Annotated in this window: 14 protein-coding genes; 1 reads left to right on the forward strand and 13 read right to left on the reverse strand. The window is 45.9% G+C overall.

The window, feature by feature from the left end; all coding sequences use genetic code 11:
* Positions 1–11: 11 nt before the first annotated feature.
* Positions 12–1,886 carry a peptide-binding protein gene (locus A3IE_RS0103975; protein ID WP_020394296.1) on the reverse strand — a complete coding sequence of 625 codons (1,875 nt, stop codon included), beginning with the start codon at positions 1,884–1,886 and terminating at the stop codon, positions 12–14.
* A 118-nt stretch (positions 1,887–2,004) separates the two neighbouring features.
* On the opposite strand from A3IE_RS0103975, the gene A3IE_RS0103980 reads away from it, so the two are divergent.
* Complete coding sequence (locus A3IE_RS0103980; RefSeq protein WP_020394297.1) at positions 2,005–2,796, forward strand: enoyl-ACP reductase FabI; 792 nt, start codon at positions 2,005–2,007, stop codon at positions 2,794–2,796.
* Positions 2,797–2,887: 91 nt separating this feature from the next.
* Here the strand turns inward: A3IE_RS0103980 and A3IE_RS19820 are convergent, their stop codons facing one another.
* The 12 genes from A3IE_RS19820 to A3IE_RS0104040 form a co-directional block, all read right to left on the reverse strand.
* On the reverse strand, positions 2,888–7,075 hold the full coding sequence (locus A3IE_RS19820) for an ImpA family metalloprotease (RefSeq protein WP_245539173.1): 4,188 nt from the start codon (positions 7,073–7,075) through the stop codon (positions 2,888–2,890).
* Between the two features lie 188 nt (positions 7,076–7,263).
* A complete protein-coding gene (locus tag A3IE_RS0103990; protein ID WP_020394299.1) occupies positions 7,264–7,809 on the reverse strand; it encodes a Uma2 family endonuclease in 546 nt (181 codons plus the stop codon).
* A 30-nt stretch (positions 7,810–7,839) separates the two neighbouring features.
* Positions 7,840–9,783: an SUMF1/EgtB/PvdO family nonheme iron enzyme gene (locus A3IE_RS21855; protein ID WP_020394300.1), complete on the reverse strand. Its 1,944-nt coding sequence runs from the start codon at positions 9,781–9,783 to the stop codon at positions 7,840–7,842.
* A 157-nt stretch (positions 9,784–9,940) separates the two neighbouring features.
* Positions 9,941–10,768, reverse strand: a complete 828-nt coding sequence (eutC, locus tag A3IE_RS0104000; protein WP_020394301.1) for an ethanolamine ammonia-lyase subunit EutC — start codon at positions 10,766–10,768, stop codon at positions 9,941–9,943.
* A gap of 10 nt (positions 10,769–10,778) precedes the next feature.
* Positions 10,779–12,173 (reverse strand): ethanolamine ammonia-lyase subunit EutB, encoded by a 1,395-nt coding sequence (locus A3IE_RS0104005; RefSeq protein WP_020394302.1) that lies wholly within the window; start codon positions 12,171–12,173, stop codon positions 10,779–10,781.
* 15 nt (positions 12,174–12,188) lie between these two features.
* Complete coding sequence (gene eat / locus A3IE_RS0104010; RefSeq protein WP_020394303.1) at positions 12,189–13,634, reverse strand: ethanolamine permease; 1,446 nt, start codon at positions 13,632–13,634, stop codon at positions 12,189–12,191.
* A gap of 187 nt (positions 13,635–13,821) precedes the next feature.
* Positions 13,822–14,925, reverse strand: a complete 1,104-nt coding sequence (locus A3IE_RS0104015; protein ID WP_020394304.1) for a 4Fe-4S binding protein — start codon at positions 14,923–14,925, stop codon at positions 13,822–13,824.
* A 3-nt stretch (positions 14,926–14,928) separates the two neighbouring features.
* Positions 14,929–15,699: a TorD/DmsD family molecular chaperone gene (locus tag A3IE_RS0104020; protein WP_020394305.1), complete on the reverse strand. Its 771-nt coding sequence runs from the start codon at positions 15,697–15,699 to the stop codon at positions 14,929–14,931.
* A complete protein-coding gene (locus A3IE_RS19830; protein ID WP_020394306.1) occupies positions 15,699–16,448 on the reverse strand; it encodes a 4Fe-4S dicluster domain-containing protein in 750 nt (249 codons plus the stop codon). Before A3IE_RS19830 ends, A3IE_RS0104020 begins: the two co-directional genes overlap by 1 nt.
* Positions 16,449–16,468: 20 nt before the next feature.
* On the reverse strand, positions 16,469–19,027 hold the full coding sequence (locus A3IE_RS0104030; protein WP_020394307.1) for a molybdopterin-containing oxidoreductase family protein: 2,559 nt from the start codon (positions 19,025–19,027) through the stop codon (positions 16,469–16,471).
* 15 nt (positions 19,028–19,042) lie between these two features.
* Positions 19,043–20,197, reverse strand: a complete 1,155-nt coding sequence (locus tag A3IE_RS0104035) for a hypothetical protein (protein ID WP_020394308.1) — start codon at positions 20,195–20,197, stop codon at positions 19,043–19,045.
* 105 nt (positions 20,198–20,302) lie between these two features.
* Positions 20,303–20,491 (reverse strand): hypothetical protein (locus A3IE_RS0104040; protein WP_020394309.1); only part of this gene is annotated, 189 nt, incomplete at its 5' end.

Genomic DNA, 20,491 nt, shown 5'->3' on the forward strand with positions numbered 1-20,491 from the left:
TGCCGACTCCCTTATTGTTTATAGCGTTGTAACGTACTGGGTACGTAGTTCTCAAGTGGCAACATGCCTCGATTCAAGCCCATTTTAGTCATTTGAATATTGTGAATACGCTTATCAATGAAGGCTAAAGTCTTACCACGGGTTAAAAACGTATAAGGCTGATCCTCATACATAATTCGCTCGGCTTGCTGCCACAATGGCATCCGTTTTGCGTCATCAACCGTAGAACGTGCTTGCTCAATTAATTTATCAAGCTCAGGATTTTTATAATTTATAAAATTATCGCCGCCGTCTTGAGTTTGTGAACTGTGAAACATTTGATAGATATCGGTTTCAATGCCGCTGGTCCACGCTAAAGTAATTGCATCGAAATCGCGCTTATTCATAGCATCGAGCATGACTGGCCATTCCTGTGGGGTTGGGATCATGCGTACACCGGCTTTGGCATAAATATCACGCAGCAACAATACCATGCGCTTGGTATCCTCATTATCTTGGAAATACGTTAATTTGAATTCAAATGGCTCCCCTGCACTATTTTCAATGACCGAATCACCATTACGATCCTCATAACCTGCTTCTTTTAATAATTGCTGTGCTTGTTGTAAATTAAATTCATAAGGTTTTAGCGCTTGATCATGTTGTTTACTGGTTGGGCTAAAAGGACTAACCGCAGCCTCTGCATAGCCTAAGAACACATCATTAATAATACGCGCCGTATCCGTCATATACGTCATCGCCTGACGCACGCGCTTATCAGCAAATAAGCTAGGCTTGCCATTTTTTTCCTGATTCCAGCCTATCCAACTATAGCCACCTGTAGGAGGCATATATTCAAAATTCTGGCTTTTATCTAGCATTTGAGCATCTGCTTTTAACTTAGCATATTCAATAGGGCGTGCCGCATAACCATCAATTTCACCATTCCGATAAGTCGTTAAACGCGCACTATCGTTTTGAATAATTTTCCACACAATCCGATTATACGAAGGTTTAACATCGCCCCAATAACGATCATTACGAATTAACTCCACTGAACCCTGATCAGGTGTCCATGTTTTAGGATCAGCTAACTTATATGGACCACTTCCTAATAATAAGCCTTTAGATTGATTGAATTGCTGTGGATTTTGTAAATAAGGCTCATAAAAATGCTTAGCCATAATAGCAATTCCACCCGCCAAAGACAGTGCCTCAAAATACGGCTCAGTAAAGGTAAAGACTACCTGATATTTACTGGGAGCTTGAACGGATTTAATTTTTTCATAATAAGAACGTTGGCGAGGCGCATCAATTGCAGGATTCATAATAAAATTATAGGAAAATACAACATCATCTGCGGTTAATGGAACGCCATCAGAGAAAGCAACATCTTGGCGTAAATTAAAAATAATGGTTAAACCATCAGGACTAATCTGCCAGTCTTTGGCAATAAACCCTTGCCATTCCAACGTATCAGGATCGCGACTAATCAGGGACTCCAAGACATAATCTTGTACTTGGCTAGAATAAGCATCTTGGGACACTAAAGGGGAGATAGTGGCCAGATTGGTGCCAAAGGCTCCCACACTCCAATCGCCTTGGGCATAATCAGGCAACTGCGTTGCCGCCTTAGCGCGTTGGAAGGCTGGTGCTACCTCGACTGTTTGAGCGGAAGTCTTCCCTTGATCTGCCTCAGTAGTATTCGCGGCCACTTGCAACTGACCCGAACTCAATGCAGCCCGTAAATCGCGAGTCTCTTTAGCCTGCTCGGCAAGCTGTGCTTGAATTTGTTGGAGCTTCGTCCAATGACGATCTTGTTGGTACATGATTAAAATCGATAACGCTATTAGCGCCACCAGTACTGTATAAAAGATGGCATCGCGGGCAGTGAGTCTTTTTTCCATAATTTTCGTATATACTGCTTAGAGTTAATTTTAGACAAGCATAACATCATCAGGGCAGAGGTAAAGCCTCGCTTCCATCCTAATTCGTTTCTTTTTCAAAAAGTTGTAAGGAGTTTTTATGGGTTTTCTGAGCGGCAAACGCGCCCTTATTACCGGTATCGCCAGCAATCGTTCTATCGCTTATGGCATTGCCCAAGCGATGCACCGCGAAGGCGCTGAACTGGCGCTGACCTATCAGAATGACAAACTCAAACCTCGCGTCGAAAAATTTGCAGAAGAATTTGGTTCCACTATTGTCCTCCCCTGTGATGTAGCTTCTGACACTGAGATTGAAAATACGTTCAAAGGTTTAGCCGAGCATTGGGACAAATTCGATATTTTGGTTCACGCCATTGCCTTTGCTCCTAAAGAACAACTCGAAGGCAGCATCGTCGATAATACCACCCGCGAAGGCTCACAAATCGCGCATGATATTAGTGCCTATAGCTTTCTTGGTATGGCGAAATATGCCAAGCCTATGATGGAAGGCCGTGCTGGATCAATGCTCACCCTCAGTTATTTAGGCGCGATTGCCGCTATTCCAAACTACAACGTGATGGGAATGGCAAAAGCAAGCCTAGAAGCAGGTGTACGCTTTATGGCCGCAGATTTGGGTCCACAAGGCATTCGCGTAAATGCCATTTCCGCAGGCCCCATCCGCACCTTAGCCGCCTCTGGCATTACGGGCTTCCGTAAAATGTTGGATCACTTCGAGAAAAATGCCCCTTTACGCAAAAACGTTACCATTGAAGAAGTTGGTAATGCCGCAGCTTTCTTATGCTCTGATTTAGCCTCAGGCATTACGGGCGAGATTATGTATGTGGATGGTGGCTGGAATATTCTAGGTATGTCGGGCATGCCGACCGAGTAAATTCATCATTTAAAAATGGGCGATGTAGGATAAACCTACATCGCTTCAGCGGCTTTAGCGCTAAGTATCAGCGCATTCAGAACCTACTAGCTTATGGAGTCACAGGCCAAGTCTTGGTTCCATCGATCAGCAACTTCTTGCCATCAAAGCCTTCACCTTTGCAATAACCGGCTGGACTACTAATAAAGAAGTTTGGTGTGACAGAGGGATATTGACGCAAGGCGACTTGCTCACCAGCCTTCGTGTTATAAGGCAAAGCCCATACCTCGAAGAACTTGCGATAATCGCGTCCTGTTGCATAAGAAATAGCGACTAATAACCAGTCATTTTGATTTAAAGCTTTAGCTTCATCCAAGCTATAGGTATCAAAACCTAAGCTAGCCCGCTTAGCCGACCATTTAGTGGCATCGGCAGTCGCTCTTGCAAATTCGCGCTCCATGATGTGCAACCGTGCTAACAAATGCCAACCGTCTTTTAAGACACCCTGATCTTGCGCTGACATAAAGATTTGTACAAAGGTAGCGGCACCTTCAGACCAACCCATGCTATCCCACAAATTCGTCTTCACATAAGCCGCAGGATCAGTTTGTAAGCGACTGGCTTGCAGCACTTTAAAGATTTTCTCAAATGGCAACTCTTGGCATTCAGGATCACCGCCGGTTGTTTTGAAATATTGTGACTTAGTGTAGTAAGCATATGGATTGGTCATAGTATGTGTTTCCCAACCACCAAACTTAATACGCCACTTTTCTAAACCATGGCCTAGCTCGTGAATATCGCCGTGATTAATAGGCTTAAAGGCCCAATACGCATCATACGGATTACCTGAACAACCATAACCACAGGTGGCTTGATCCGCATTCATGTGCTTGACCATATCCAAATTGTCAATGGTGTAACTGTTAGCGGTAGCAAAGTCATGAATCTCAGGAACAACATCAATATGCGGGCCTTTAAATCCAGCCAATACATGCGGGAAATTATAGGTATAGCGCATAGTGGCTGCCGCAAATCCTTCTAGCGTACCGCCCCAACGTGCATCACTGATCGACTCACGCATTTTGTCGAGCTTTGAATGGATTTCAAAGGCAGGTGTAATGAACTCCGCCCAATCATATTCACCAGCCTTTAATTTCGCCTCAAACGTGGCATTATCACTAACATCATCCCAGAAAGGATGCTCTCCTACTTGTTCGAACGTAAAGCTCACTGACAAATCATTAGTATCGAATTCGATGGCAATGGGCCCGCCATAAGTCGGTGTAATACTAATCGTTTCACCGACTTGCAAGGGGTAACTGACCGACTGTAAATACTTAGGCCGCTTATAACCAAAGCTTTCATACTCGTGGGTTGCACCGGCACGTAGGGTATTGATAAATAATTTAGTATTTACTTGACTGGTATCAGTACGTGTCACTTTGAACGTTTTACCGGGTAAAGCATAAACGCCTGTTGATTTAAAATTACGACGGCTGATCATCGTTATTTGTTTGGTCACCGGTGTTATATGACTGAAATTACTACGGCTGAAATTGCCCATATCTGGCGGAATAGGCGTAGTATCGCGATATTGATAAACCGCGTGATCCGCAAATAACGCCTTCGTAAAGGTAGTGGTATTAGTAGACACTTTATCCATCGGGAAACGCACTTGCTGACGATAAGCATCTCCTAAAAGTGTTAATAATTTTTGGAGCTGAAGGCCACTTTGTTTAAATAGGCTAACTTTAGCTTTATCCAAGCCTGTTAACATATTACGGGTGGCGTCAGCGCCTTGTTTAAACTCTGCATCCAGTCCTATCACAGGCGAACAATCATCACTTTTGCAAGCACTCCAATCAAAAGCATAATCCTTGGCTTTAAAGTGCTTCAAGACAGTATTTATAGATTCTATATTGCTTGGAATTTTTCCAAGATTAGTAGCGACATTATAAGATTTTAAACCCAATCGATCCCAATAGTTATGATACTGATAAGACGCATCGAAGTAGGCCAATAATTTCTCACTTAGCGTATTCGTATTCCAATCAAGATAAAGATATAAAACTGGTATGCCTTTAGAAATAGCCTCTTGAATAGTATTAGCAATGACGGTTGCATCACTACTAGAACTAGTCGCATGAGAAATAATCAATATATTAGGGCTATTAGTTAAGCAAGTTTTTAATTTATCATCCTCACAACTTAGCGCAGTATTATACTTCGCCATATTTGGATAATGCTTATCTAGCCATGCTCTGGTGGTTGAATCATGCTCGCCCAAATGTGCCAATACGACATTAAAGGAGGCTGTTTTTAGATCAGTGCGCCCTATTAACCAACTTAGGCTATTCTCCATAAATTGCTCCATTTGAGCATTCACCAGATTCGCGCTCCGGAAAGGACTGCCGCCTAATAACATATAACGGGTCGGAGTAGTACTGGTACTTTTAGTGCCAATAATACCCAATTCTTTTTCTTGAATTTTGTTTCCATCGACATAGACAGCATTGGTTCTAAGAACAGATACATTGACGCCGTAGGTTGAGACAAAGAATGAAGAGTTGGCAGACGGATCCCAATCAATCGCTGTTAAGCTCGAACCATCTGTTTTGGCGCTTCCATTACTATTCAAATTGAATAATTTAATTTTTGCATCGGCTAATAAATCACGCCCATCATTTATAACAGCCAAAGCAGCATCTAATAATTCTGTGTCAGTGACAGCCGCAATAGAACCACTACTCAAAGCTTTCGCTACTGCATCACTCGCCGTAGTGTTTACGGTTAAAGGCAGACGACTGCTCTGTTTACCGTCACTAGCTAATACTGCAAACTGATAGCTTGTACCTGCATTGAGTACCCCTTTAACACTCACTTGCCCTTGACTATTCACCGCAAAAGGAACACTGCCTTCAATGCTATATTGAATAGCATCTTTTTGATAATCAATCGCAGAAACGCTTGTTATAGGCGTGCCATCCGGCGTCTTATAGGCAATCAAATAACTTGAAGCAGCATTAGCAAATACTGGCGCAGTACGTGCTAAACCATATAATTCCACCTCGGCCATATGCAAACAATTGCTATCGACTGCTTTAACAATGAGATAATTAGCGGTTTTAGGCGTTGCAAAATTAAAGGTTTGTGGCGTGTCAACCCCTAAAAGGGTGGCAACTTTCTCAGTTTCTACCGGTGTGCCGGTATAAGCTGCATTACTGAGATACACTGCCGCATCTTTTAGACGTGCGCCCCAAGCCGCACGACTGGTAATCACAATTTTGTTAACTGGCAGAGCATCAGGCAATTTAACTTGCCACCAATTATTCGTAGTATCGCAAGCAGTGTGGTTAAAGGTATCGAGTTTTCCGTCCAGCGCAAGATTAGCGAGATAAGTCGAGTTATAATCCGTACCTTGCGAAGCCATTCCAAATGACTGCGCTAAATTTAACTGAGTGGTAATGGTTTGACTTTTTGGTGCAGTTTGTAAGAGAAAATTCTGATTTGCATTCGTGTTGCTAGGATGCATCAATAAGCCTGTACGCAGAATATCCGTGTCATTATTAGGCCCTGCAAACAGCGTACTGCCATCCAAATTCAAATCATTATTTGAATAACCATCAATGCGATAATTAGCTGCATATTGAGAATTACCTGCGTGGCCTAAAATAGCAATCAGTACGGCACTCACATCACTATTAGGGCCGCTATTAATAATTTGGTGATTAACATCCACATCGCCAGCCACTAACGCACTGGTCGTGCTGTCGATTCGACCCACTTCCGCAGAACTGATCTTCGTAAAATCAATAATTGTCGGGCTGCTAGTAATATTCATACTCGCATTCAGAATACCCAAATGATTGCGATGCTTGATGCCGATGACATAAGAACCTGTTGGCAAACCACTAAACACTAAGGTATTGCTATTGGTTTTGGGGTCGAGCAGCCACCCATCACGCTGCAATAAAAACGCACGACGTGCTAACAAATCATGACTATTCGGCTCACGCACATCTAATAAAATCCAATCAACTATGGCTTTCTGCCCTGTGGTTGCCAATAAACTAGCACTCACTGTCTCTGAACCTGAATAATTGAAAGGGGCTGGCTGATAAGGTTGCGTGCTAGGAAGGAGATTTTTGCTGCGTAGTTCATCACGCATGAGCTTGGTATTCGGGTCGTAAGCCCCTTGTAACCAGACCTTCGCTTGTAACGAGACATCCGCTCTAACGGCATTGGTCGCGAATACGGACAATAGAACTATCAAGAATAGACGAATAATCATTGCTATCATTATATTTATTGATTTGATAGCAATATAAATTACAACAATAGCATTAGCTACTAAAGAAGCTTTACAAGTGACAAGCGGCCACAGATTGGCTTAAGAAGGATAAATTATCGCCATTTTTCAGCTAAATGGCTTCATTAGGCGCACTTTGGGGTTCGAAAAATCCTGATTACTTGGGACAAAGATTTATATTAGCTGAGGACTTTTTCATAGACCGCTTGCAGCGACAATTCACAGCCAATCGCTTCCAGTTGCAGGGTCTGATCCAACTCAGTGGCTTCTGATAGTAACCACTGACCTTGCTCATTGCGCGTATAACGCTCAATACTGATGCGGTCTTGTGCTACTAAAATATATTCGCGCAAGGATTCAAGACGACGATAATGTGCAAACTTCGCCCCACGATCATAGCCTTCAGTGCTGGATGACAATACTTCAATAATCAAGCTGGGATTGGTGAAGGTATCGCTATGCTCATCTTCAAATTGCATTTCACCACACACCACACTCAGGTCTGGGTAGAAATAAGCTTCATGCGCACGAGTCCGCACACGCATATCGGCCACGAAAGCCGAGCAAGGTCGGTGGCGTAATTGAGCGTGCAACAAACCTGCTAGATTGAAGACCAATTGATTGTGTTCACGGCTAGCGCCTGCCATTGCATAAATTTGACCTTGAATATATTCATGGCGCTCACGACTTTGCCGTTCTTGCTGAAGGTATTCGCTGGTTGTCATTGCAAAGGTTCAAAGCGCAAAGGTAAAAGATTAATAAGTCCTGGAAATCCGAAAACCAATATTGAAGTCACGATCAGTGGGAACGAACCAGAATCGGATAGCCGAACGCGCGCTCCGTGGTTTGCTGCCCCACGAGCCGCCACGCAACACACGTTTCTCACAAGAGTCTTCTTGCCAAACGCCACCATTTTTAGGTGCTTTATCATAACTACCATGATAACAGTCTTGTACCCATTCAAAAACATTACCATGCATATCTTTTAAGCCATAACCATTTGAATCAAATTGACCTGTGGGTGCGGTATAAACATAACCATCCTCACAATTTGCTACTGTCCACGACCAATTAGGATAATGTTTTTTCAAAACCTGATCTGCCAAGTTTGCTCCTTGGCAGGCTAATTGACCACTACCATCCTGCCCCCACGGATAAGCATTTTTTTGATTGCCACCCCGCGCGGCATATTCCCATTCTGCTTCGGTGGGTAGGCGATAGTTTTTTCCAGCATCTACTTCATTTAACCATTGCACATAAGCTTGTGCATCATCCCAACTGACACAAACGACCGGATGATCATCGGTTTGCTCAAAACCAACCTTTTGCCAGTAATTACCTTCTACATAACCCCAATCGCCTTTTCCTGTTTTATCGCCTCCACACGCCCCCTCTTTTTCTGCGGTAGTTTTATAACCAGTTGCTTCCACAAAAGCACGAAACTGCCCACGGGTGATTTCAGTGCGACTCAAGGCAAAGTCAGCAATCTGAACAGTGCGTGGTGGTTTTTCATCAGCTTCACAACCACCTTCCACATCATCCCGCCCGTCTTTGCAACCCATAGTAAATGTGTCACCTTTGATCGGAAGCATTTCGGGCAGGGGTATAGTGGTTGTTACAGGCTCAATAGCAGCAGGTGCTGGTGTAGGTAGTTGACTTGTTGCTTCTGCTAGGTTTGTTGGAGGGTCTTGAGTTATTTCAGGCTCTGGCTTTTTCCCTTGCATCGCCCAAACCAATACCAACGCACTCGCTCCCACCCCGCCCAAGAGCCATTTAGCTTTGCCACTCGAACCCGTCTTAACACCGTTGACTGTTTCAGACACGAACTTCGTTGGTGTTTCCTGTGTTATTGGCGGTGTTGGCTCAACGGGAACAGCACTAAGCGCTTCTACCGGCTCAGTTTGCTCCGTAGTTACGCTGGTTTCAGGCTTCGGATCAAGCAGTGTTTGCCTCAAAGGCTGTGGTGTTTCAGCGCCTAAGGCGGCTAATGCTTGTTCGGTTTCTTCAATCGGATGCTTTAAACGAATCTTCTCTTCCGCACGCGTTTCCATGTCATAAGCCAAGTATAATTGGCTTAATTTATTGCTCAGCGTCTCGATACGTTGGGTTTTAAGCTTTTGTTTTTCCTGCTCAAGATGTCGCTGCTCAGCCACTTCACGCTCGGCCTGTGCTTGTGCTAAGCGTTTTTGTTCTGCCTCTCGTGCTAAACGCTCCCGTTCCGCTTGTTGTTTAGCCGCTTCTGCTTGCTTCGATGTTTGTAATAGCTGAAATACCTTGAGCGTAATTTCCGTAAACGCTAAGTCTGACTCATGCGAACCTAAAGCATATTGCGATAAAGGCCGATTATCTTTGGTCGCCCCTTGCAAAGCCGCTAACCACGGTACGGCCTGCCATGCGCAAGGCTTCACAATGATCGGCACCACCTGCAAACCTTCCGCTTCACGGCGTTGCAATAAACGGGGAATTTCTTGGCGGGTGACAAATTCCGACGTCAAAAAATCGCTGCTCACCAATAATAAAGCTACCCGCGCCCGTTCAATCGCGTGTTCGATAGCTGGAAGCCAATTACTACCCACTTCAATCTGCCGATCATCCCAAATGGCAAATTCACCGTGCCATTGCAATACCTTCAGTTGACGCACTAAAGCATCTTTCCAAGGCTCATCGTGGTGGCTGTAGCTAATAAAAATATCAGTCATCAGTGACAATCGGGGTAATAGGACAGATAAATGGGATGATACAGGGTTTCTGAACAGGAGTTTAGGCTAGTTGTGCACAGCGCATACACTAAAAAGCGATGCGTATTAGCGTATTGATTATGAGGAGGAGGCGTTTCTCGACAAAAAGTTTGTTTTGTTAAAGCCTGACCAAAAAACTCAAGCCTGCTTTATCCTCACCCACCATCACGGGCATATCCGCTTCATCTTTCAAATGCACCCCCGACAATTGGCGCTTGCTCGCTTCACGCATTAAATAAGCTAAGCGATACGCTGCTGTGGCATAACTTAAGCCCTCTAAACGCACATTGGAGATGCAGTTGCGGGCAGCATCCGTCAAGCCCAGTTTCGGAGCATACGTAAAATAAATTCCTAGACTATCGGGCGAACTCAAACCCGGGCGTTCACCAATTAATACCACTACCATCTTAGCGTGCAACAACTCACCCACTTCATCCCCTAAAGCGACACGCGCTTGGCTAGCGATCACGATGGGGGCTAGTGACCAGTTTTCTTGTTGGCAAAGCTGCTTGATTTCCAAACACATCGGTACAGCATGATGGTCGATGGCTAAAGCGGATAAACCATCACCAATCATCACCACCACATCGGGCTTATCGACGACTTGCGGTTGTAGAGTATTCAGAGTATGTACCGACTCTTCGCTTAAACGCCGTCCCCAATCAGGGCGCTGCAAATACACATGCCGCTCGGGTGCGCGGCTTCGCACTTGAATACTGGTCAAGCCATAGTTTTGTAATTGTGTCGCTAGTCTTTGGGTATCCAAGGCTAAATGTACGGCATCACGAGCTTGGGCATGGGCAAATTGAAAGTCGAGCTGCGCTTGGGTAGGAAGGCTGCAACCAGCACGACCTAAACCAATGCGTGCCGCCGTTAATTGGCGCAGACTTTGCCACGGATTTGGAATATGGGTAGGGGGGGTAGTCATCACTAATTCATCAGACATAGCTCACACCTCAGGGCAAATGCGCTAACACAGTGTTGAAAGCAGGCGGCAATTGTTGTGCAAGTTCGATGCGCTGTCCGTGCTGGCGCATAATCTGCATTTGCTCCAGCCATGCCGCAAACTCAGGCGCCGGTTTCAAACCCAATAAGGTACGCACATACAAGGCATCATGAAACGAAGTCGTTTGATAGTTGAGCATAATATCGTCTGACCCCGGAATACCCATAATGTAATTAATACCGGCGTTTGCTAAGAGGGTCAGCAGCACATCCATATCATCCTGATCCGCTTCAGCATGATTGGTATAGCAAATATCACAGCCCATCGGTAAACCAAGTAATTTACCGCAGAAATGATCCTCCAAGCCCGCCCGCGTAATTTGCTTACCATTGTATAAATATTCAGGGCCGATGAAGCCTACCACAGTATTCACCAACAACGGCTTATACTGCCGCGCCACCGCATAGGCACGTGCTTCGCAGGTCTGCTGATCGACAGCATGATGCGCATTCGCAGACAAGGCACTTCCCTGCCCCGTCTCAAAATACATCACATTTTGTCCCAGCGTGCCCCGCTTGAGACTCAATGCTGCCTCATACCCCTCTTGCAAAACCTGTAAATTCACCCCGAAACTCGCATTCGCAGCTTCGGTTCCAGCGATCGATTGAAACACTAAATCCACCGGCCAGCCACGCTCAATGGCCTCAATGGACGAAGTGACATGCGTCAACACACAGGCTTGGGTAGGAATCTGATAGCGCTGGATGACTGCGTCCAATAGTTTTAATAACTCGCCAATCGACGCTAAATTATCCGTTGCTGGATTAATGCCAATCACCGCATCACCGTTACCATACATTAGGCCATCTAAAATACTTGCCGAAATACCGGCGGGATCATCAGTGGGATGATTCGGTTGTAAGCGCGTTGAAAGTGTGCCTTTCAAACCAATCGTATTACGAAACGCACTGACCACTTTTACTTTCTGCGCCACCAAAATTAAGTCTTGCACCCGCATAATTTTGGAAACTGCCGCTACCATTTCGGGCGTTAAGCCTTTGGTTAGACTTGCTAAACTTTGCTCGGTCGCTTGCTCACCCAATAACCACTCACGAAACGCGCCGACGGTTAAATGACTGATGGGTGCAAACGCGGCTGGATCATGCGAATCCATAATCAAGCGCGTCACTTCATCGCTGTCATAAGGAATAACAGCTTCTTGTAAAAAGTGTTTTAGGGGCAGATTCGCCAACGCCATTTGTGCTGCAACCCGCTCGGCTGCACTCTGTGCCGCAATGCCCGCTAAATAATCGCCGGAACGTTCGGGGCTGGCTTTTGCCATCAACTCACGCAAAGAATCAAAGTGATAAGTCTGGCTACCAACACTATGCTTAAACGCTGCCATATCTGCCCCCTTGGCTTATTTAGATAAGTCCGTTTCTGCCTTTTGAATGGCAGCAAACTCCTCTTCAGGCGTGCCCGCTACCAAATGATGACGGCTATAGAAGGCGAAATAAGCGATCAACACCGCATAAATAACCGCTCCCCCGATTAACACACGCTGATCTACCAAAAAACCAGCAATTAAGGCGATGATGGCTAAGACTAAGCCTAAACCAGACGTAAAAATACCGAATGGTGTCTTATAAGGACGTGGTAAATCAGGGCGCGCTAAACGTAATTTGATATGGGATGCGAGCATCAAAACATAAGAAATCGTTGCACCGAATACAGCCACTAAAATTAGCAAATCACCTTGCTTAGTGAGTGATAAGAAAAATCCAATCACCCCTGGAATAATTAAAGCCCAAGTAGGCGCTTTATTCTTATTAGTAATAGACAAAGCACGCGGCAAATAACCGGCGCGGGATAGGGCAAAAATCTGACGTGAATAGGCATAGATAATCGAGAAAAAGCTAGCAATGAGACCTGCTAAACCTACAACATTAACGAAACTCGCCATCCACGTGGATTCACCATACGCTTTTTTCAAGGCTTGCACGAGGGGATCGCCAGAAGCTTTTAAGGCATCACTGCCTGCACCACCAGGGCCTACGAATAAAATTAAGAGCGCAAAGGCCAAGAGCAATAACATCGCACCAATTAAACCACGCGGTAAATCCCGCGCAGGATTTTTAGTTTCCTCCGCTGCCAAAGGCACGCCCTCAACGGCGAGGAAAAACCAAATGGCATAGGGAATCGCTGCCCAAATTCCCACATAGCCTAAAGGTAAGAAGGGACTTGCGCCTGCGGCTTCAGTGACCGGAATGTCATATAAATTCGCGCTATTAAAATGCGGTAGCATCGCTACAATAAAAACAATCAGCGCCACCACAGCAATCGCTGTAATCACAAACATGATTTTCAAGGCTTCACCAGCCCCTAATAAATGCAAACCCACAAACAGCACATAAGCCAGCAAATAAATCGGCCATCCGCCAATACCGAATAAGGATTCGCAATAAGCACCAATAAATACCGCAATGGCAGCGGGCGCAATCGCATATTCAATTAATACTGCCGTGCCGGTTAAAAATCCGCCCCAAGCACCAAAAGCTGTACGGGCAAAACTATAGCCCCCGCCCGCACTAGGAATCATGGAGGATAATTCGGACAAACTAAAACAAAGACATAAATACATGACTGCCATCAATAGAGTGGCAATAAACATGCCGCCCCAACCGCCTTGCGCTAAACCAAAATTCCAGCCTGCAAAATCGCCGGAAACCACATACGCAACGCCTAAACCAACCAATAAAATCCAGCCCGCTGCGCCTTGTTTAAGCTGGCGATTGGCAAAATATTCAGAGTCAACTTGTTCTAAAGAAACGGAGGATGAGGAAGGAGACGATTTATTGACACTCATAACAGCAGCTCCTGTGGTGTGATAAGCCATGCTGACCATGTTAGCGGCTAGACTCTACTAGCTTTAGCGCTTTTGTCTAAGGCTATATCTCAAACTAGGTTGGTGGAAGGTTGGCTTAAACTGCTTATCACTCAAGCAATTGTCACGTGATTTTTCGCTGATGAAGTGGTCGCTAGAAAGACAGGCGCTACGAATAAACTTGGAATAATTTACTGTGATGATTCGTGTGGGCACAAATCCGGCAATAGACTTGCTCACTTTGCCCGATGGGATAATGAAAGGCTGTACCACAAGCTTTACATTTATTGACTTTAAGCGCTAACACTGACTGATGTTGGGGTTGCATAACCTTTACACTGACCGCCTCACGATCACAAGCATCTTCACACAAGTGACAACCTGTGCAGCGCTCGGCTAGCATTCGATAAGCAATGGCTACTTTAGAATCGGCATCTTGCTCCAGTTGCAAGGCTTCATGCGGGCATAAACGTACACAAGCATTGCAGCCATTGCAACGTATAGCATCAATAGAGGGTACATAAGGAAAAACAGGGTCTAAGTCTTGGTCCTGCTCAGCTTCCGGTAAGCGTATCGGCCATGGCTCTAAGGTAGCTTGCGTTGCTTGAGCGGCCTCCAGTTGTTCGAGCGTAGATTCACTCGCTAAGGTGATGGCTTTGCGCAGAAAATCGCGGCGTGCCACTGGCTCAACCGACTCTGGCTGAACCAAAGCTAAGGTTTTACGGTAATTTGACCAATTTTCAATAGTCAATTCGGCATGGCGCAAGGTGGTTTTGCCACGACTCGCTAATAAGGTATTTAAGCGCGCTACTTGCTCACGAAACACATCCTGTTGAGGATAGCGTGGACAGGTCTGGCAATGCGCACGGCAAGACAGCATTTGTACATAACCATCATTCCAGTAACCTAAAAGCTGCGCCATATTGATTGAATGAAGGCAGGGAATGATCCCCACATTTGATTGGCTGCCCGCAATAGCTTCGCAAGCGAACAATAAAGTTTTATGATTTTCGAGTTTGCGTAAAGCAGGGCGTAAATCGACTTCTAGGGCAGATTCGGGGCAAACACCAACGCACAAGCCGCAACCATCGCAGGCTTGTGTGTCAATTTTCAAGCTATCGTCATCCAGAATCCACGCATTGCGCGGACAACTATCCACACAACGCGTACAAGTCGAAACCTCACAGCGGCTATGCACACAACGCTCAGGAATGACCTCAGGAATAGTCCACTCTTGGCGTAATTGTTGAAACCAATTAGGCTTCACTACCATGTTTTACCAGCTCGGTGCTACACCCGGAACATAAGGCATTGGTTTGATCGGCGTAACCTGAACCCGACGACGCGCTTTAATTTCAACCTCAATTTCTTCATGACTGCGGCGTGGCGTTTCAAGAATATCGGCTAGATGATCGCGTACTTGCTCACCATATAAAGCCGTAAGCACAGCCAAGCTTGCATAAAACGGGGTTGCGCAACGCTGTGCGACGCGCCGCCCAAAGGGCAATAACCAGCGCAGCAGGTGTTCATCCATGAACCAAGCTGCTTCCTTCAGTAAAGCCAGTGGCTCATCCGTATTAGCGGCCTTTTCCAATAAAGCCGACACAAAAAGCAATTCATTAACGAGATGATCATCCGCCATAACACGCCAATTTGGCACCACTAAGTCATGCTTTTCATAACATTCGCGTACGTCAAACATTGGCTGTTGACAGATTAACTCTTCATCGTCAATCCACACCGATTCACTAGGATAGGAATGCAAACTCCCATTTAAATAAATCGATGCAAAGTCACAAGCCAAAGCATCAAACTCCTTACTCGGAATAGTTGGCTGCCATGACTTTAATAAGGTGCGCAATTGCTCAGCGACTGCTGGCGCATCCGCGTGCAATAAACTCAAGCCTAAACTATCGGGAAACTGTTGTGCTTGCAGCTCTTTTATACGCTCTTCCGTGAGCTCAACCGCATTCAAGTCCGCTAGCAGCCGTAAATCGGCTGCTGCAGCATGGCAAAATAAGGAAACTAAATTTGCCGTATCCGCCATTAGTTAGTTGCTCCTTGCGCGGGGCTTGCCTGTTGTGCAGGCGTTGCCGCTGTACCATTGTCAAAAGGTTTTACACCCTCTGGAACACCTTTACTGTGCGCTACGAAGACAATCGATGGATGCGTTAGCTCTGGATCAGCCATACTCTTTACCTGCCCAACAACAGTTTCATGCTCAGCACGGGCTTTAGTTTGGTAAGTGCCTGCGCGCAATTGGTCGATTGGACCAATGTCCAATACCCGCATCATGCACGCCATCACACAATAAGGCTTGCGTCCTGCATCAATCTCATCCACACACATATTGCACTTGGAAACAATATTTTGCTCTGGAATAAATTGTGGTGCACCAAACGGACAGGCAGCCTCACAGCGCCGACAACCGATACACAAAGTCGAATCGATATCGACAATCCCATCCTTAACACGCTTGTAGATAGCACCCGTTGGGCAAGTTGGCAAGCAACCTGGCTCAGCGCAGTGGTTACAAGACATATTCACCTTATAGGCATAGACCTCAGGATAAGTACCACCTTCAATATACATCACCCGACGGAAGCGTGGACCAGGCGGTAGACCATTCTTGTCCTTACAAGCAATTTCACAAGCACGGCAGCCGATACAGTCGACATTATTATGAATAAAGCCAAGCTGCATCTCAGGTTTTACGGGCGTATAAACCTCTTTCTTGCGGCGCTTGATCGCGTCGGTGATCTTTGCCCTATCGTTTTGAACGTTTTCATTAGCCATAAAACAGTCTCCTTAGGGAATCACAGATCGCGTCTAAACACGTGGCTACGTGCTGTTGCTAATTGATCCCAGCCCGGCTTATGCGCCAGATCGGTCTTTTTAACATTAACCAAAATTGTATTATAAGCAAATGCACCGGCTGGACTTGGTTCATCCAAGGTCAGCACATCGGCATTACCGGCACGGTCAATACCATTCTCATCCAGGTCAAGCCATGCCCCTTCATGTAACACCATGACCCCTGGCATACAACGCTCGGTGACATAGGCCGGAACGACCACTGTGCCACGGTCATTGAACACTTCAACGGTATCACCCGTTTTAATGCCTAGCTTTTTCGCATCAGAAGCATTAATCGTTACTTCCTGCTCATAAGTCTCACGCAGCCAACCGATATTGTTGAAGATCGAGTGTGTACGCCAACGTGGATGCGGTGTCACTAAATGGAAAGGATGTTTTTCCAACTTTTCTTTCGGACTACCTAAATATTCCCAAGGCTCAATCCATTTTGGAATAGCTGGAATATGATAACCATAAGCAGTCTTCGTCCAATCGTCATATTGCGCCAGTGAAGTCGAGAAAATCTCAATTTTGCCAGACGGCGTTTCCCACTTCACACCTTTCTCAATATTATCTTGGAAGGCTACATGCGGACGCTCTAATTTAAACTTATAGATACCATGCTTCTTAAACTCTTCCCACGACATCTCAACATGCTGATGATGTTGCACACCCTCCCACCACGCCACCAAATAGGCTTCATCCACAGGATCATCATTCACAAAATACTCGCGTGTCGCCCGTGGATTGTACTTTTTACCAAACGCATCACCACCGAGGCGATAGGCTAATTCGGTATAAATTTGGAAGTCGGTTTTACTTTCGCCCATTGGCTGAATAACCTTTGGACGGTGGATATAGTAGTGACCCTTATACCATGGCAAAGCAACGTCATGACGTTCAAAGTGCGTCGCAACTGGGAATAAAACGTCAGCATATAAACCAGAAGGGGTAATGGTTGAATCATTACAAACCACCAAATCCAGTTTCTTAATCGCTTGAATTTCTTTATTGATATTGGTGAGCTGGTTGAACCAGTCTGAACCTTGCCAGAAAATCCCACGAATATTCGGAATCACGCCATCGCCCGCTTTACCGCCCGGCCACAAACCAATTTCTTCGCGTTTTACATTGGGATAATTGAGTACACAATGCGCCCAACGATCTGATTTGATCGACTCATAGAACACATTCGCGTATTCATCATAAGGGTAAGCGACTGACTCAGAGTGCCAACCTTTACCGATACCCTCTGCGCAACCACCTAACACGCCGATATTGCCTGTCATGGCCTGTAAAGCCGCCGCCATACGATTATATTGTTCACCATAAGCATTACGCCCCGGCGCCCATGAGGCTTTCAAAGCCGCTGGCTTCGTAGTGGCATACATTTGCGCAAGCTTTTTAATATCGTCGGCAGATACACCGCAAATCTGTGATGCCCACTCTGGCGTTTTAGGCGTATTGTCGTACTTACCTAAAATATAATCTTTAAAGTTCTCTTGGCCTTGTGCCCAATCTGGCATGGTGCCAGCGTCCATCCCTTGAACGAACTTATTAATGAAGTCTTGGTCATGCCAATTATTCGCGAAGATGTGGTAAGCCATACCCGCCATCATCGCCGCATCCGTGTTCGGACGTACCGGAATCCACCACGCATCATAGGCTGCGGCTGAATCGGTATATTGCGGATCGACTAAGACAAACTTACAACCTTTTTGTTTCGCCATGCGCATGTAATAGAAAGTATTACCGCCGTGGAAGGTGTAAGCTGGGTTCCAACCCCACATAATGATCAATTTGGAATGTGCGAAGGTATCGTCTTCATTACCATCTTGAATCGTGCCAAACGTAATCCTTGAGCTGAACTTGGTTCCTTCATAAGAAGGAATCGACCAAGAGCTAGTACGGCAACCATACATACCCAAGAAACGACCCAATAAACCTTCAACTTGGTCAGATTTGTGCAGGACACCATAAGATGCGCCCGCATAAGATTGATCAAGCAAAGCGGTTGGGCCATACTTTTGCTTAATCTCTTCCATCTTTCCTGCAACGAGATCCAGCGCTGTATCCCAAGAGGCGCGCTTAAACTTACCTTCACCGCGTTCGCCAGTGCGAATCATCGGATATAGCAAGCGTTCTTGGGAATAAAGACGGGCACGGTATGAACGTCCACGCAAACAAGCACGGACTTGAGGCTCTTCAAAAGTATCTTTACCGAATTCACCACCAGCTTGATAACGCCCATCATCCGTAGAAAGACGTACGATAACATCACCTTTTTTATGGGCGATGAGCGCATGACGTGAACCGCAGTTGTGTGCACAACTGGTTACAACAGTTGTTAAGTCATTGTCACGTGGGTAAGGCCCATAAGCAAAAGCCTTAGCCTCTTTGGACTTTACGGTTAAACCACCTGCTGCAAGCGCTGCTGAACCCAAAGCCGAGGTTTTTAAGAAGCTGCGGCGATCCATTTTAAGAGCTGCCGCTAATTTATCTTGCCAACTTATAGTCATGATCTACCTCGTGCTCTACTGTGCTGTTTGCGTTGCGGGAGCAGCCGCAGCTTGTTGATCAGATGATTTATTGGCTTCAGGATTTTCAATTAAGAAGCGTAAATCTGATTCGGTGGGACGATCCTTTGCCCAATCTGGCGCTGGTGTAGCACCCGGCCATGCATGACGTGGGTAAGGATTGTTAATGCGATACCAAGAACGACCACCATGGCAACCAAAGCAAGAATCACTATTAGCAGCGCCTTCTTTTTCAATGGCGTCTGCTTTTAGGAAGTTCACTTGGTGACGTGTCGTACGAATAGCCGCATGACACAATAAACAATTGTTTTGAACGGAAGCACCACTTTCATGCCAAGGCCCTGTTAAGCCCATTTGTTGGTAAGGGAATTGACCGTGGCACATTAAGCAAACTTTGGGATCAACCATCTTACGCATGGTTAAACCAGCATCTTGCACATCGGCTGAGGTAAAATTCGTTTCTTCACGGACATTATTACCCTGATGGCAAGTTGCACAGCTCATATTCGCCACTTTATTAATGAAAGGTGCTGTTAAATGGCGTTGATGAAAGGTGAGCTGATCGCCTTGATAAGTATCTAAAGTCTGATACCACGCTAAGGTATTTACTTTTTGTAAACCCGCTGGAGAAGCATCACGTGTATTAGTGTTCAATACGTCCTGATGGCATTTCAAGCAAGTTTCATTGCTAGCTTTATAGATAGCTGGCTTTTGGTGAATAGGATGCCAACGTGCAGTTTCATAATCCAACTTGCTGACATCGATTGCATTCAATTGAGCAATAACATCATCCGCTTCTTTTTGTTGCTCTGGCGTCAGAAGCTTTTGCAAAGCCTCTGCGGGCTTCATGATTGCTACAGGCGCTGGTGCAGGCGTTGCTGCTGTTGCGGCCGGAGTCGTCGCTGTCGTAGCTGCTGCTGGCGCAGGTTGAGCGTTCATTAATTCTTCAGGCACATAAAATATAGGTGCTGAAGGATTGCTTGGTGCAACAACGGTCTCCGCTGCTGCTTGTACTTGTGGCACTATAGGGTCAGCAGCAGGTGAAATAGTATTAACCACTATCCCGCCAAGGACAGCTACCACACCCACCACTGCAAGTAATCCACCGGCAGCTAGCGACCCTAGCGCCCACTTTTCCTTACCTGAACTCATAAATATTCTGCTCGCCGCTTAAGATTAAGCCCTACAGGCAGGAGATCCCGCCTGTAGAACGTGATCGTTGATTAACGATCGGTTTGATTGACTACCAGAGTAAACTTACTGGGCTGGGCCTGATTGCCATACCCATGTTCCACCAGTGCCGCCCATACCCTCTTGTGGTTGCCATACCCAAGTACCACCAGCCATGCCACCCATGCCTGACATACCGCTCATTCCACCCATTCCGGACATGCCGCCCATGCCTGACATACCACTCATGCCACCCATTCCGGACATGCCGCTCAT

The sequence above is a fragment of the Thiolinea disciformis DSM 14473 genome (assembly GCF_000371925.1).
GTDB classification, from domain to species: domain Bacteria; phylum Pseudomonadota; class Gammaproteobacteria; order Thiotrichales; family Thiotrichaceae; genus Thiolinea; species Thiolinea disciformis.